Annotated in this window: 13 protein-coding genes and 1 other RNA gene; 10 read left to right on the top strand and 4 right to left on the bottom strand. The window is 53.9% G+C overall.

The window, feature by feature from the left end; all coding sequences use genetic code 11:
- Positions 1 to 2 precede the first annotated feature (2 nt).
- The 6 genes from COHPA_RS0105890 (at position 3) to COHPA_RS0105865 (ending at position 6,917) form a co-directional block, all read left to right on the top strand.
- Positions 3 to 1,304: a pyrimidine-nucleoside phosphorylase gene (locus tag COHPA_RS0105890; RefSeq protein WP_027085274.1), complete on the top strand. Its 1,302-nt coding sequence runs from the start codon at positions 3 to 5 to the stop codon at positions 1,302 to 1,304.
- A gap of 53 nt (positions 1,305 to 1,357) precedes the next feature.
- Positions 1,358 to 2,179 (top strand): purine-nucleoside phosphorylase, encoded by an 822-nt coding sequence (locus COHPA_RS0105885; RefSeq protein ID WP_035119381.1) that lies wholly within the window; start codon positions 1,358 to 1,360, stop codon positions 2,177 to 2,179.
- A gap of 69 nt (positions 2,180 to 2,248) precedes the next feature.
- Positions 2,249 to 3,325: a BMP family lipoprotein gene (locus COHPA_RS0105880; protein ID WP_027085272.1), complete on the top strand. Its 1,077-nt coding sequence runs from the start codon at positions 2,249 to 2,251 to the stop codon at positions 3,323 to 3,325.
- Between the two features lie 21 nt (positions 3,326 to 3,346).
- Positions 3,347 to 4,888: an ABC transporter ATP-binding protein gene (locus COHPA_RS0105875; RefSeq protein ID WP_027085271.1), complete on the top strand. Its 1,542-nt coding sequence runs from the start codon at positions 3,347 to 3,349 to the stop codon at positions 4,886 to 4,888.
- Positions 4,881 to 5,957, top strand: coding sequence for an ABC transporter permease (locus COHPA_RS0105870; protein ID WP_027085270.1), 1,077 nt, complete (start codon positions 4,881 to 4,883; stop codon positions 5,955 to 5,957). The genes COHPA_RS0105875 and COHPA_RS0105870 overlap by 8 nt, the downstream gene beginning before the upstream one ends.
- Positions 5,958 to 6,917, top strand: a complete 960-nt coding sequence (locus tag COHPA_RS0105865; protein ID WP_027085269.1) for an ABC transporter permease — start codon at positions 5,958 to 5,960, stop codon at positions 6,915 to 6,917. It abuts the gene before it with no gap.
- Between the two features lie 83 nt (positions 6,918 to 7,000).
- Here the strand turns inward: COHPA_RS0105865 and COHPA_RS0105860 are convergent, their stop codons facing one another.
- The 3 genes from COHPA_RS0105860 to COHPA_RS0105850 all read right to left on the bottom strand — a co-directional run bounded on the left by COHPA_RS0105860 (position 7,001) and on the right by COHPA_RS0105850 (position 9,879).
- Entirely contained in the window at positions 7,001 to 7,453 is a 453-nt protein-coding gene (locus tag COHPA_RS0105860; RefSeq protein ID WP_027085268.1) for a hypothetical protein, read from the bottom strand.
- A 263-nt stretch (positions 7,454 to 7,716) separates the two neighbouring features.
- On the bottom strand, positions 7,717 to 8,928 hold the full coding sequence (locus COHPA_RS0105855) for a putative glycoside hydrolase (RefSeq protein WP_027085267.1): 1,212 nt from the start codon (positions 8,926 to 8,928) through the stop codon (positions 7,717 to 7,719).
- A 114-nt stretch (positions 8,929 to 9,042) separates the two neighbouring features.
- Complete coding sequence (locus tag COHPA_RS0105850) at positions 9,043 to 9,879, bottom strand: YitT family protein (protein ID WP_027085266.1); 837 nt, start codon at positions 9,877 to 9,879, stop codon at positions 9,043 to 9,045.
- Positions 9,880 to 10,076: 197 nt separating this feature from the next.
- On the opposite strand from COHPA_RS0105850, the gene cshA reads away from it, so the two are divergent.
- The 4 genes from cshA to COHPA_RS0105835 all read left to right on the top strand — a co-directional run bounded on the left by cshA (position 10,077) and on the right by COHPA_RS0105835 (position 13,278).
- Positions 10,077 to 11,684 carry a degradosome RNA helicase CshA gene (gene cshA / locus COHPA_RS0105845; protein WP_035119380.1) on the top strand — a complete coding sequence of 536 codons (1,608 nt, stop codon included), beginning with the start codon at positions 10,077 to 10,079 and terminating at the stop codon, positions 11,682 to 11,684.
- A gap of 36 nt (positions 11,685 to 11,720) precedes the next feature.
- Entirely contained in the window at positions 11,721 to 12,515 is a 795-nt protein-coding gene (locus tag COHPA_RS0105840) for a YesL family protein (protein ID WP_027085264.1), read from the top strand.
- 115 nt (positions 12,516 to 12,630) lie between these two features.
- Positions 12,631 to 12,812: non-coding RNA, 6S RNA (gene ssrS / locus COHPA_RS24800), on the top strand.
- A gap of 79 nt (positions 12,813 to 12,891) precedes the next feature.
- Positions 12,892 to 13,278, top strand: coding sequence for a DUF1499 domain-containing protein (locus COHPA_RS0105835; RefSeq protein ID WP_027085263.1), 387 nt, complete (start codon positions 12,892 to 12,894; stop codon positions 13,276 to 13,278).
- Positions 13,279 to 13,340: 62 nt separating this feature from the next.
- On the opposite strand, the gene tpx is transcribed toward COHPA_RS0105835, so the two are convergent.
- Positions 13,341 to 13,853, bottom strand: a complete 513-nt coding sequence (gene tpx / locus COHPA_RS0105830) for a thiol peroxidase (RefSeq protein WP_027085262.1) — start codon at positions 13,851 to 13,853, stop codon at positions 13,341 to 13,343.
- Positions 13,854 to 13,932 lie beyond the last annotated feature (79 nt).

The raw sequence follows: 13,932 nt of genomic DNA, 5'->3' as shown, positions 1-13,932 counted from the left end.
TCATGAGAACGGTCGATTTGATTACGAAAAAGCGGGATGGCGGCGAGCTCGCGAAAAGCGAGATCGATGCCCTCATTCACGGATATACGCAAGGGACGATTCCCGATTACCAGATGTCCGCCATGGCGATGGCGATTTTCTTCCGCGGAATGACGCCGGACGAACGCGCGAATCTGACGATGGCGATGGTAAACTCCGGGGAAGTCATCGATCTGTCCGGCATTGCCGGCATTAAGGTGGATAAGCACAGCACGGGCGGCGTCGGCGACACGACCACGCTCGTATTGGCGCCGCTCGTCGCATCCGTCGGCGTGCCCGTCGCCAAGATGTCCGGCCGCGGGTTAGGCCATACGGGCGGCACGATCGACAAGTTGGAGTCCGTGCCGGGTTTTCACGTGGAAATCGACAAGGACGAATTCATATCGCTCGTTAATCGGCACGGCCTTGCCGTTATCGGACAAAGCGATAAGCTGACGCCTGCGGACAAGAAGCTGTACGGATTGCGCGACGTTACCGGAACCGTTAACTCGATTCCGCTGATCGCCAGCTCGATCATGAGCAAGAAGATCGCTTCCGGCGCGGATGCCATCGTACTGGACGTCAAGACGGGGGACGGCGCGTTCATGAAAGAGTTGGACGAGGCCAAAGAGCTCGCCGCGTGTATGGTCGATATCGGCAACCGCGTCGGTCGCCGCACGATCGCCGTTCTCTCCGATATGAGCCAGCCGCTCGGCAACGCCATCGGCAACGCTCTCGAAGTACGGGAAGCGATCGACACGCTGCGCGGCGTCGGGCCTAAGGACTTAACCGAGCTTTGCCTGACGCTGGGAAGCCATATGGCGGTTCTTGCGGGGGTAGCGGCAACGCAGGCCGAAGCGGCGGAACTGCTGAAAGAAGCGATCGCGAGCGGCAAGGCGATCGAGAAATTCAAGACGTTCCTTGCGGCGCAAGGCGGCGATGCCTCCGTCGTCGACGAGCCGAGCCGGCTCCCGACCGCCAAGCATCAAATCGAAGTGGTTGCGGAGAAGTCCGGTTACGTCGCATCGATCGCGGCCGAGAACATGGGGCTGGCGGCGATGATGCTCGGCGCGGGCAGGGCGACCAAAGAATCCGTCATCGATCTAGCGGTCGGCATCGTGCTGCACAAGAAAGTCGGAGACCCCGTTGCCGCGGGACAACCGCTTGCGACGATTCATGCGAATAACGAAGAAGTCGCGGAGGCGACGGACAAAATTCGCGCTTCTATCGCCCTTCGGAACGATCCGGTCGAACCTCCGCCGCTGCTGTCGGGAGAGATCGTCTAGCGCGTCGGACAATTATTCGCCCTGAAGGGGCATACTTGGAAGGAGGTGATGGAATGGGCCAATTACTACAGACAATGGAAGCCGCCAAAGCGTTCATTCAATCACGAATCACAGTAACGCCGCAGATCGGTCTTATCCTAGGTTCCGGATTGGGCGAGCTTGCGGACGAGATCCAGGGAGCCGTCAAGATCCCGTACGAATCGATCCCTCATTTTCCGGTCTCGACCGTCGAGGGACATGCGGGGCAGCTCGTCATCGGACAGTTGCAAGGCAAACCCGTCATTGCGATGCAAGGGCGGTTCCATTATTACGAGGGTTATTCGATGCAGGAGGTTACGTTCCCCGTTCGCGTCATGAAGGCGCTGGGCGTCCGGCAACTGTTCGTTACGAACGCGTGCGGCGGAATGAATCCGGCGTTCAAGCCCGGAGATCTGATGATCATTCAAGATCACCTGAACTTGACCGGCGCGAATCCGCTTGTGGGTCACAACGAGCCGACGCTCGGACCGCGGTTCCCGGATATGAGCCGGGCGTATACGCCGGAGCTGATTAAGCTGGTGCGAGACACGGCTGCGTCGCTGGGGATAGAAGTTCAGCAAGGCGTCTATGGCGGCATCTCCGGGCCGAACTATCTGCCGCCGGCTGAGCTTATCATGCTGCGCCGGCTAGGCGCGGATGCCGTCGGAATGTCTACCGTGCCGGAAGTGATCGTCGCGAGCCACATGGCGATGCAGGTTATCGGCATTTCATGCGTTACGGATATGGCGATCGGGGAAGAGCTTGAGCCGCTTAGCCACGAGCAAGTGATCGAAGTGGCGAATCGGACGAAGCCGAAGTTTATCTCCCTGGTGAAGGAAGTCGTAGCGAAGCTGTAGAACGCTCGTCTAACTCTTGGTTTCACGCAACACATTATATAATTATTAGACAAAAGGAGAGTCATGAAAATGAAAAAGACAGCGAAAATCGCAACGGGCATTATGCTTGTCGCTTCGCTTGCCTTGACGGCTTGCGGCGCGAAGAACAACAACAACACGAACGAGGGCGCAAGCCCTGTCGCGAGCAGCCCGGCAGCAAGCGAAGCGGCTAGCCCTGCAAGCTCGGCAGGCGCCGGCAAAAAGTTCGCAATGGTTACCGACGTGGGCGGCGTCAACGACAAGTCGTTCAACCAAAGCGCGTGGGAAGGCCTGCAGAAGCTGTCGAAAGACACTACGGCGGAAGTAAGATACCTCGAGTCTAAAGAAGCAACGAACTATTTGACGAACATCAACCAATTCGTGCGCGAGAAATACGACCTCACTTGGGGCATCGGATTCTTGCTGGGCGACGCGATCACGGAAGCGGCTAAACAGAATCCGGACGCCAAGCTGGCGATCATCGACAGCGTTGTCGAAGCTCCGAACGTGGAATCCGTAACGTTCGCCGAGAACGAAGGCTCCTTCTTGGTCGGCGTCGTTGCGGGCATGATGACGAAGACGAACAAAATCGGCTTCGTCGGCGGCATCGACATCCCGGTCATCAAACGTTTCGACCTCGGTTTCGAAGCCGGCGTTAAAGCGGTAAATCCTGACGCGCAAATCATCAAAAACTACACGGGCGCATTCGACAAGCCAGACCTTGGCAAAGCGGCAGCGGCTACGATCTATAACGACGGCGCGGACATCATTTTCCACGCTGCGGGCGGCACGGGCAACGGCGTATTCAACGAAGCCAAAGAGCGCAAATCGAGCGGCAAGCAGGTTTGGGTTATCGGCGTCGACAAAGACCAATCCATCGAGTTCGGCGACGACGTAACGCTGACTTCCATGCTGAAGCGCGTTGACGAAGCGGTATATCGCATATCCAAAGATTTGCTTGACGGCAAATTCGCCGGCGGCAAAGTAACGGTTCTCGGTCTGAAAGACAATGGCGTAGGTTTGCCTGAGACGTCTTCGAAGAACGTTCCTGCAGACGTGCTCGCTAAAGTAGAAGAGTACAAGAACAAAATCATCAGCGGTGAAATCACTGTACCGACAGCCCAATAATATCGATAAAAGGGTGCTATTATGAATAAGGCGGACACAGTCGTAGAAATGCGGAACATAACGAAGCGTTTCCCCGGCATCGTCGCCAATGACCGTGTCAGTTTCGAGCTGAAGCAGGGCGAGATTCACGCCCTGCTCGGCGAGAACGGCGCGGGCAAGTCGACGCTGATGAACATACTGTTCGGACTGTATCAGCCTGATGAAGGGGAAATCTTCGTTAACGGCGAGCAGGTCGTCATCGACGGCCCGAATAAAGCCATTAAGCTTGGCATCGGAATGGTGCACCAGCATTTCAAGCTGGTGCACCCTTTTACGGTCACGGAGAACATCATTCTAGGAAGCGAGCCGACCAAAGGCTTGGCTGTGAATTATAAGAGCGCGAACGAGAAGGTTGCCAATTTATCGAAGCAATACGGGTTGAACGTAGACCCGACCGCCACGATCGATGAAATTTCGGTGGGCATGCAGCAAAGGGTCGAAATTTTGAAAACGTTGTATCGCGGCGCGGACATTCTCATTTTCGACGAGCCGACCGCGGTGCTTACGCCCCAGGAAATCGAAGAGCTGCTCGTTATCATGCGGAAACTCGTCGAGCAAGGCAAATCGATTATTCTGATCACTCATAAACTTAAGGAAATAATGGCGATCGCGGATCAGGTTACGATCGTGAGGCGCGGCAAATGGATCGATACGTTGCCCGTAGCCGGCATGAATCCGAATCAACTGGCCGAGAAGATGGTCGGCCGCGAAGTATCGCTTAAGCTGGATAAAAAGAGCGCCGTGCTTGGCGAGCCTGTGCTTGAATTGGATAAACTCGTCGTTAAGGGCCGGCAAGGACTAAGAGCGCTCAACGAGACGTCGTTCGTCTTAAGACGCGGCGAAATTCTCGGCATTGCGGGCGTGGAAGGTAACGGCCAAAGCGAGTTGATCGAGGCGATTACCGGACTGCGACCGATCGAGAGCGGGTCGCTGAAAGTTCTCGGGACCGAGATGGCGGGCGCGAAGACGCGCAAGCTCTCGGAAGCCGGTATATCGCTCATCCCGGAAGATCGCCACAAACACGGGCTCGTGCTCGATTTCCCGATGAGGGAGAACATGGTGCTTGAGACGTACTATCTGCCGCAATTCAGCAAGGGAGGGTTTCTCGATTACGACGCGATCGATGCACACGCGAAGCGCCTGATCGCCGAGTTCGACGTCCGGACGCCGGGCATCCATACGCCGGCGCGCGCGCTATCCGGAGGAAACCAACAGAAGGCGATTATCGCCAGGGAAGTCGACAAAAACCCGGAAATTCTCATTGCCGCGCAGCCGACGCGCGGGTTGGACGTAGGCGCGATCGAGTTTATCCATAAGAGACTCGTCGAACAGCGGAACATGGGGAAAGCCGTGCTTCTCATCTCCTTCGAATTGGATGAGATTATGCAGCTTTCCGATCGGATTGCCGTTATGTACGAAGGCAGAATCGTCGGCGAAGTGGACCCGGCGCAGACGAGCGACGAGGAGCTCGGCTTAATGATGACAGACTTCAAAGCACCGCAAGGAGGTGGACAACGTGAATAAGGTCATCCGATTGTTCACGAAAGACTCCGCGGTCGTACCTCTTGTCGCTATCGTGCTCGGCCTTATCGTTGGCGCCATTATCATGCTGTTCGGCGGTTATGACCCGATCTTAGCTTACCGGTCTTTGTTGAAGAAAGTATTCGGCAACCCTTATGATTTCGGGGAAACGTTGACCGCGATTACACCGCTTATCTTCACAGGCTTATCGGTCGCTTTTGCGTTCCGTACGGGGCTGTTTAACATCGGAGCCGAAGGCCAATACATTGTGGGCATGACCGGAGCGACGATTATCGGTGTGCAGGTGAATGCCCCATGGTTTATTCATGCACCTCTAGCGATTATCGTCGGGGCGTTATGCGGCGGCTTCTGGGGGATGATCGCGGGCTATCTTAAGGCGGCTCGCGGCGTCAACGAGGTCATTACGACGATCATGTTGAACTGGATCGCGCTCCACCTCGGCAACTACCTCGTGAATACGTTTGTACTCGAGCCGGGCAAAGGACGCTCGTATTTCGTGGACGATTCCGCGGCAGTTACCATCGGATGGCTTTCCCGTGCGATGGACAACGCCAGGATCCACTGGGGGATGTTCTTCGCGATACTGGCGGTTATTTTCGTCTACGCGTACTTGTGGCGCACCAAATCGGGCTACGAACTGCGCGTTGTGGGCTTCAATCCGGATGCCGCTAAATACGCAGGCATCAACGTGAACAAGGGCGTCGTAAAGGCGATGTTCATCTCGGGCGCGCTCGCAGGTCTCGCCGGTGTATTCCAATTGCTCGGCGTATTCTTGAACCAACCGATATCCGCAGGGCATACCGGTCACGGGTTCGACGGCATCGCGGTAGCGCTGCTCGGCGGCAATACGCCGCTCGGCGTCCTGTTCGGTGCGATCTTGTTCGGCACATTGTCGTACGGGGCTGCGGGTATGAGCTTCGGAGCTGACGTGCCGCCGGAAATTATCCGCATCGTCATCGGCTCGGTCATTTTCTTCGTCGCGGCGCCAGGTATTATCCGTTGGGTACTCAAACAGCTTAGACTTCGTAAAAATAAAGGCGAGGTGGCTTAGATGGATCTGGTTACGATCGGAAATATGCTAAACACCGCCTTGGTTTTCTCGACGGCTCTCATTCTGACCGCGCTCGGCGGAATTCTGTCCGAACGTTCAGGGGTCGTTAACATCGGACTCGAAGGCTTAATGACCGCCGGCGCATTCGCTGCGGCCGTATCCGCCTACCATGCACAAGAGGCTGGCTTCGGCGCATTAACGCCGTGGATCGGGCTCCTCGCGGGCGGACTGTTCGGCGTGCTGTTCGCGGTCATCCATGCGTTCGCAACGATTACGTTCCGCGCGGATCAGGTCGTTAGCGGCATCGTCATCAACTTTATTGCCGCAGGCTCAACCGTCTATTTGGTTAAGCAATTGTTCGAAGGCGCAGGCGAGACCAGCCTCGTGAACGAGACGTTCCACAAAGTAGCGATTCCGCTGCTATCCGATATTCCAGTCATCGGTCAAGGGTTATTCAACGCTTACCCGACGACTTACGTGGCGTTCATTCTAGTCGCTGTCATCTATTATGTGCTGTACAAAACACCGTTCGGCCTTCGTCTGCGCGCCGTTGGCGAGCATCCGAGCGCCGCTGACACGGTCGGAATCAAAGTGTTGCGCATGCGTTACACTGCCGTATTGCTAAGCGGCCTGCTTGCGGGCTTCGGCGGCGCGACGATCGCGATGACGACGACGGGCAGCTTCTCGCATAACACGATTTCCGGTCAAGGCTTCATCGCGCTGGCGGCAGTCATCTTCGGTAAATGGAATCCGCTCGGAGCGATGGGCGCGGCGATTTTCTTCGGATTCGCGCAGTCGATCAACAACGTTCTGCAATTGTTCGATTGGTCGCGGGACATCCCTCCGGAGTTCATCTACATGCTGCCGTACGTGCTGACGATCCTTGTGCTCGTAGGCGCCGTAGGCCGCTCGAGGGCGCCAGGCGCGCTCGGGGAACCGTACTTTGCGGGTAAAAGGTAGCGAGTTTTTGCCGTTCGAAAGTAGGTTTAACCGTCTTCCATGGAACCGATCGTTGGAACAAAGAGTCCTTCGATCGGTTTTTCCTATTCATCATCTTCCGATGTTATTTGGATCGTCTCGTTAGCTAGACTAGAGCTATCGTTCCCTAACGCCTGAATGTAAATATAGTCGTGAAAAGTCTGATTACCGAACTCCCATTTTATTGACCAACCATCGCTTCCATCTTTGTCGAAACCGATGAGTGTTCTTTCGCCCCAAGTTTCCGTCCCTCCCGGCACTTTCCAAAAGAGAACGGTTTCTGCATTTTTGACTTCCGCGTAGATAGTCATTGCGCTAACGCTTCTCGGCACTACCCACCACCCCGACTTTTTCTGTAGATCAGTATAAGCATTCAATATCTGCGCACGAGTATCATTCTTTTCGGTTTGGTTTGGCAAGAGCGATTTTGTTTCTAATGTTCGAAGATCTTCGTTGTTAGAACACCCCGAGAAGAGCATCATGATAATAAGTGAAACGAATGTTTTCTTTTTAAACATAGCTACCTCCAGATATCTATTTAATAATTAGACGGGGCGAATAAGAATTTAGTTGTCTGAACTATTGCGTAATATAGCCTTATATTATGTTATGTAAAAAGCCGTCAAACTCTTAGATTTGATAAGTTTGACGGCTTACTATTCTAATTATGCCTGGATATGGTTTAACTGGATCGAGAAGTATGCGACTACAAGCATAACAAAACGGTCTCAGTCCGATGCAATATCGGACTAAGACCGCCTAATGAATGTTTATAAGTGCATTAATATTTAACGCCGGTCGAGTAGGTGTTTCCTGCGTTCCAAAGGAGGAACTCGTCGATGCCGGTGTCGCGGAGCGCCTTGATCTGCGCTTCGACTTCGGCGGCGCCGTACTTGGTGTAGTGTCCTGCTCCGAGCCATTTGGCGGTGAAGTCTTGGATCCAAGGCCGAATGATCGGCTGCGCGTCTCCTAACGGATCCAGCTTCTTGTGCGTATCGAGCATCGCGCCTTTGATCGTCTCGTACGGCGCTTTGTCAGGATCCTTCTGCTTGAACCAACCGGTACTGTAATGGCTTGGGTATACCATCGGCGAGATGACGTCTACGTTACTGGAAATCTTCACGAAGTCTTGACCGATGCCCTCCGCTGCCGGTACCGAAGCCGCATATCCGAAAATATCGACCGATACTCTGACGCCGAGAGGAGCGAGCTGCTGCTTCGCGTATTCCACGAAACCTGCAACGATGTCCACGCGGCTCTTATCGTCTTTCGCGAATTTAAGCCCATCCGCTTTCTTCTCGAAGCCTTCCGGGAATCGGACGTAGTCGAATTGGATTTCCTTGAAGCCCATTTTGGCGGCTTCCTTAGCGATTTCCACGTTGTAGTCCCAAACTTCCTTGACGTATGGGTTCACGAATTTATCGCCGTTGCCGTTCTGCCACACTTTGCCGTCTTTCTGAACGAAAGAGAACTCCGGATGCTTTTTGGCTAGGATGCTGTCCTTGAACACGACGACGCGAGCGATCGGATAGACGTCGTGTTCTTCTAGCGTTGCCATGAGCTTGCCGATGTCCTTAATGAACGGTTTAGGTTCGCCCATCGTCTTCAGCGTCTCGTTCTCGGTTTTATAGGTGATGAAGCCCGTGTCGTCTTTAATGTCGATAACCATGCTATTGAGTTCCGTCGAATCTACCAACTGAAGAAGCTTGGCGAAACGTTCGCCGCCGGCGCTGTAAGCGGTAACATAGACGCCCTTGATTTTGGGCGCGTCTTTCTGCGGGTCCGCATGCGGATCGACTGAGGATCCCGGGTCGGACGGTTGCGACGGGTCGTTCGCGCTTCCGTTCTGCGCGTTGCCTTGCGGTGCCGATGCATCGTGAGATAGGGTGAGCTTGACCGTGTTCCATAACTTGCCGATTGCCGAATGATCTTGTTGCTGTCCGTTCCCTGAAGCCGAATTTAGCAGTAGGAACAATGCCAATAAAATATCCATCGTATCTCTCCCTATAAGCGCTCTATCCCGATTATAAACGAGTTTCGAGGGGGGAGACACAGGTATTTTGTAGTATTTTGAAGATATTTGGCGATCGCAGAACGATTATTTTGGCTAGTTTGTCCTACGTCTGAATTCTCCGATTACATCAATCGTCTGGACAACGTTGACGAAGGCCCGTTTATCGACTTCCATGATGATTTTTCTTAATTCGGCTAGCTCGTATCTCGTCGTTACGGTCATCAGCATGTTGCGGCTTTCGCTTGTATAAGCGCCCCGGGTCTCGATGATGGTTACTCCTCTCGGAATCGACATTAACCGCTTGGCCAGCTCATCGGACTTATGGGATACGATGAATGCGGTAATTTTGCGATGGGGTGTATGGACGATATCAACAACTCTTCCCGTTAAATAGATCGACAGCATAGAATATAGGGCGGCTTTCCAGTCATTGAGCAGAAAACCCAGTGCCGCTACGACGAACGTATTCAGCGCGATCACGAGCAATCCGACAGGCACGTCTTTGTAGCGGGAAACGATGGAGGCGACGACGTCGAAACCTCCTGAAGAGCCTCCGTAACGCAGCGATACGGCGCTCCCGAGCCCGACGAGCACGCCCCCGAACACTGCCCCGAGCAGCCGATCTCCTTTCGTGATGTCGAGCTCCGGCACGAGTTGCATGAAGATAACGGTCGACACGACCACGATCATGCTGAGCCCGACGAATCGGCGCCCTAGGACACGATATCCCCAGAGCAAAATCGGCAAGTTCAGGGCAAAATACATCCACCCGATGTTCCAGCCGCTCACGTACCCGATGATCATGGCCACGCCGGATACGCCGCTGCTGAGAAGTTCCTCGGGGATCAGAAGCCATTGAAACCCGCAGGCAACCGCCGCAGAGCTAAGTATCATCAATACTACGGGCCCGATCCAAGCGAATCTTTTCATCGTATGCACTCCTGTCGTAGACGCTGGCATTTCGTAACGGGACTGGTAATAGGTTTTCCCCCGATCGGTCGAACATGCAAAAAAACACGTACCCGTATCCTCATGCTGGAGTTTCCGAACAGGTTTGTGCTATAATGAACTGATTATCTTTTTGGAAGCCGTAAGTTGAAGGCCCAATACAGAAGGAGTTTGAGAAATTGAGTACATTTGCAGAATTTGGGTTGGAGCCGGACGTTCTTCAAGCCATCTCGGAGATGGGGTTTGAAGAAGCGACTCCGATTCAAGCGAAAGCCATTCCTGTCGCGATTACCGGCAGGGATATGATTGGTCAAGCGCAGACAGGTACAGGCAAGACTGCAGCATTTGGTATTCCGCTAATTAGCCGAATCGGAGTTAATGAAGACAAAATCGTCTCGTTGATTATGGCGCCTACGCGCGAACTGGCGATTCAAGTCGCAGAGGAAATCGAGAAACTAGGACGATTCAAAGGCATTCGTTCTTTGGCTATATATGGCGGTCAAGACATTTCGCGTCAAATCCGCTCGTTGAAGCGGAAGCCGCAGATCATCATCGGCACACCTGGTCGGTTGCTCGATCACATTAACCGGAAGACGATTCGGTTGGACGACGTGCGTACGGTCGTTCTGGACGAAGCGGACGAAATGCTCGACATGGGCTTCATGGATGACATCCAATCGATTCTGAAGCTTGTCCCCGAAGAACGCCAGACGTTGCTGTTCTCCGCGACGATGCCTTCGAACATCCAAAGACTGGCGCAGCAATTCCTGCGCAATCCGGAGCACATCTCGGTTATTCCGAAGCAAGTCAGCGCACCATCGATTCAGCAATTCTACGTTGAAGTGCAAGAGCGGATGAAATTCGACGGACTTTGCCGTTTGCTCGATATGGAGCCGCCTGAACTCGCCATCATCTTCGGACGTACGAAACGTCGCGTAGCGGAACTGTCGGAAGCTCTTATGAAGCGCGGTTACGCATGCGACGGCTTGCACGGAGATCTTTCCCAGAACCAACGGGATGCGGTCATGCGCAAGTTCCGCGACGGAAGCATTGACGTGCTGGTCGCAACGGACGTTGCGGCGCGCGGTCTCGACGTATCGGGCGTCACGCACGTTATCAACTTCGACCTTCCGCAAGATCCCGAAAGCTATGTTCACCGCATCGGCCGTACGGGACGCGCGGGCAAGGAAGGTACTTCCTGGTCGTTCGTAACGCCTCGGGAGACGGATCACCTGCACTTCATCGAGAAAATTACGCGTCACCGGATCGCTAAGAAACCGTTGCCTACGATCTCCGAGGCGATGGAAGGCAAGCAGAAGCTTATGGCGGAACGCATTATCGAAACCGTCAGCGGCGAAGAAGACGTCTCATCATTCAAATGGGTCGCGATGCAGCTTCTCGAGCAATACGACTCGGTACAATTACTCGCGGCAGCGATGAAGCTGCTTACCGGCGACAAGAAAGACGTCTCGATCGAATTGACGCCGGAAGATCCGATCCGTTCGAAGAAGCGCAAGTTCGACGGCAATCGCAGCGGACCAGGCGGTTATCGCGGCGGCTCGGGCGGCGGTTACCGTGGCGGTCAAGGCGGCGGTCAAGGCTCTTGGCGTCAAGGGCAAGGGCAAGGACGCGGCGGAGATTCCCGCGGATCCGGCTATGCCGGACGCAAGCCATACAGCGGCAGCAATAATGGCCGCAGCGGCGAAGGCTATCGCGGTCCGCGCACGGAGCGTCGCGACGAGCCAAGACCAGGCAGGTCGCACAGCGAGGATTTCGTAAACATCTAAGGTTAACTCGACGATTGTCATCAGGGAGGAAACCCCATGGAGATGCGGGGCATGATGGGCGGCTTCTACCGGCTGTCCGAATGGGTTATGCGGCTGTCGGTCACGAACATATTGTGGTTAGTTACGTCTTTGCCGTTTTGGTATATCACGCTTGTCACGTTCCGGGGCATGCAATTAACGGAAACGAACGAAGAATTGCTTGCCACGTTCCAATCCGGCGTAATCATACTCGCGGTTATATCTCCTTTCACCCTGTTTCCGGCGACCTCGGCGATGTTCTCGGTCGCCCGGAAATGGGTTTTAGGCGATACGGACGTGCCTCTCTTCAAGACGTTCTTCAGAAACTATAAGCAGAACTACGTCCAGGCGATGATCGGCGGTATTTTCTACGCGCTGCTGTTCGCGATCATGATTATCGATTACCGGGTTTATCTGAACCAGATCGAAGGTTTCGGATTCGTCGCATACCTGTTCATTTTTCTTATGGCATTGCTATTGATTTCTATGCTGCATTTTTTCTCGCTCTTGTCTCATTTCCATATGAAGACGTTCCAGTTACTGAAGAATGCGCTGATCTTGACGATCGGCCGGCCTTTGCGTTCGATCATGATGGCGATCGGGACGGCAGCCGTTCTGTACTTAAGCATCAAATGGACGTTCCTGATTCCGTTTTTCTTCGGAAGCATTATCGCGGTGTACACGTTCTACAACTTTAACTTGATCATGCAGAAGATGATGACGCTTAAAGAATCGTTAGAGGCCGCCGAAACCGAACAATCCGAGGACTCCGAGGACTCCGAAGACAATAAAGAAGACGGAAAGCAAGCATAAGTTACTTAACGAAAGCCTTTAGATCTTGATTATTCTCGACTCGGACGGACATCCGGCCTTCCCGCAGGAAGGCAATTCCGTTTGCGCTTACCTAACCGCCTGTTCTATAATGGAGCTATTCCTGCGATGTGCGTTACGGTGCTTATTGTTTTGAACCAATGTTTGTTTCCCGGGAGCCCTACATTGCGCTGCGGCTGACACGCCCCCGAAACGGGTAGTCAAAAGCAGGCGCTGCGCGCACCCACCTGCCAAAGCAGGTTCAGAAACATGCACGCCGGACGGCAAAGCGGGTTTTTCTAAGCTTACTCTTTAATCGCCGGGATTGGCGTGGTAAGATAGATGATAGCGCCAAAGGCACCCGGAGGGAGAGAGAGCTTTGCTGAAGCGAGTGCTGATCGGATTGATCCGAAGCCACGAACATACGAGCGATCGAGCGAAAGACCCGAAGCTCAAATCTCATTATTATCGGCTTTCTAAAGACCGCGCATGGGAAGAAGTCAGCTCGATACTTAAGAAGATGAAGGGCTACAAAGTTCTTCACGAAGTGCAGAACGTCGGCGAGATCGTGATGGAGAAGAAGACGGCAGTCGGCCGAACGATGGATATCACGATACAGGTCGTCGGTACAAGCCCAGGCAGCACGGCGGTCGATATATATTCCGCGTCCCGCGGATCGCTTGGCGACCTCGGAGCGAACTATCGGATCATCCAAGAAATTTATAGCGTTCTGGATCGCAAGCTTGCATCTTATAAGACCTCATAATGAATAGAAAAAGCGAGGAAGGCGCTAGGCCATCCCTCGCTTTTGTTGTTGTATGGAAGAAGTTAGATCAGCGCTTTGACTGCGGCAATCGCTGCTTCGTAGTTCGGATGCTCGGTCATCTCGCCAAGCACTTCCACGTACGTGATTTGGTCGTTGCGGTCAATGACGAAGATCGATCTCATGTCCAAGTGCAGTTCTTTGATGAATACGCCGTATGCTTTGGCGAAGGTGTTGTCTTTGTAGTCGGACAGCGTGACGACGCGATCTACGCCGGCAGCGCCGCACCATCGAGCTTGCGCGAACGGAAGATCCGCGCTGACGGTAATGATGACGACGTTATCGCCGAGCTTAGAAGCTTCTTCGTTGAAGCGGCGGGTTTGCGCGTCGCAAACACCCGTGTCGAGCGAAGGAACGACGCTGATGAGCTTGACTTTCCCTGCGAAATCTTTCAGCGAAGCGGTCTCTAGCAGGTTTTTGTTCAACGTGAAGTCCGGCGCTGCGTTACCGGCAGCTAGCTGAGGACCTACGAGAGTAATCGGGTTGCCTTTAAGCGTGGCGGAGCGTTCTTGAGACATGAATTTGTTCCTCCTTCATTGATAAGGGTTGCCGTAATCATTATAATCTTTAACGAATACCGTTGTCCAATGATTGGAA

It is taken from the genome of Cohnella panacarvi Gsoil 349 (genome assembly GCF_000515335.1).
GTDB lineage: Bacteria > Bacillota > Bacilli > Paenibacillales > Paenibacillaceae > Cohnella > Cohnella panacarvi.
This window is presented reverse-complemented; position numbering and strand designations above follow the sequence as displayed.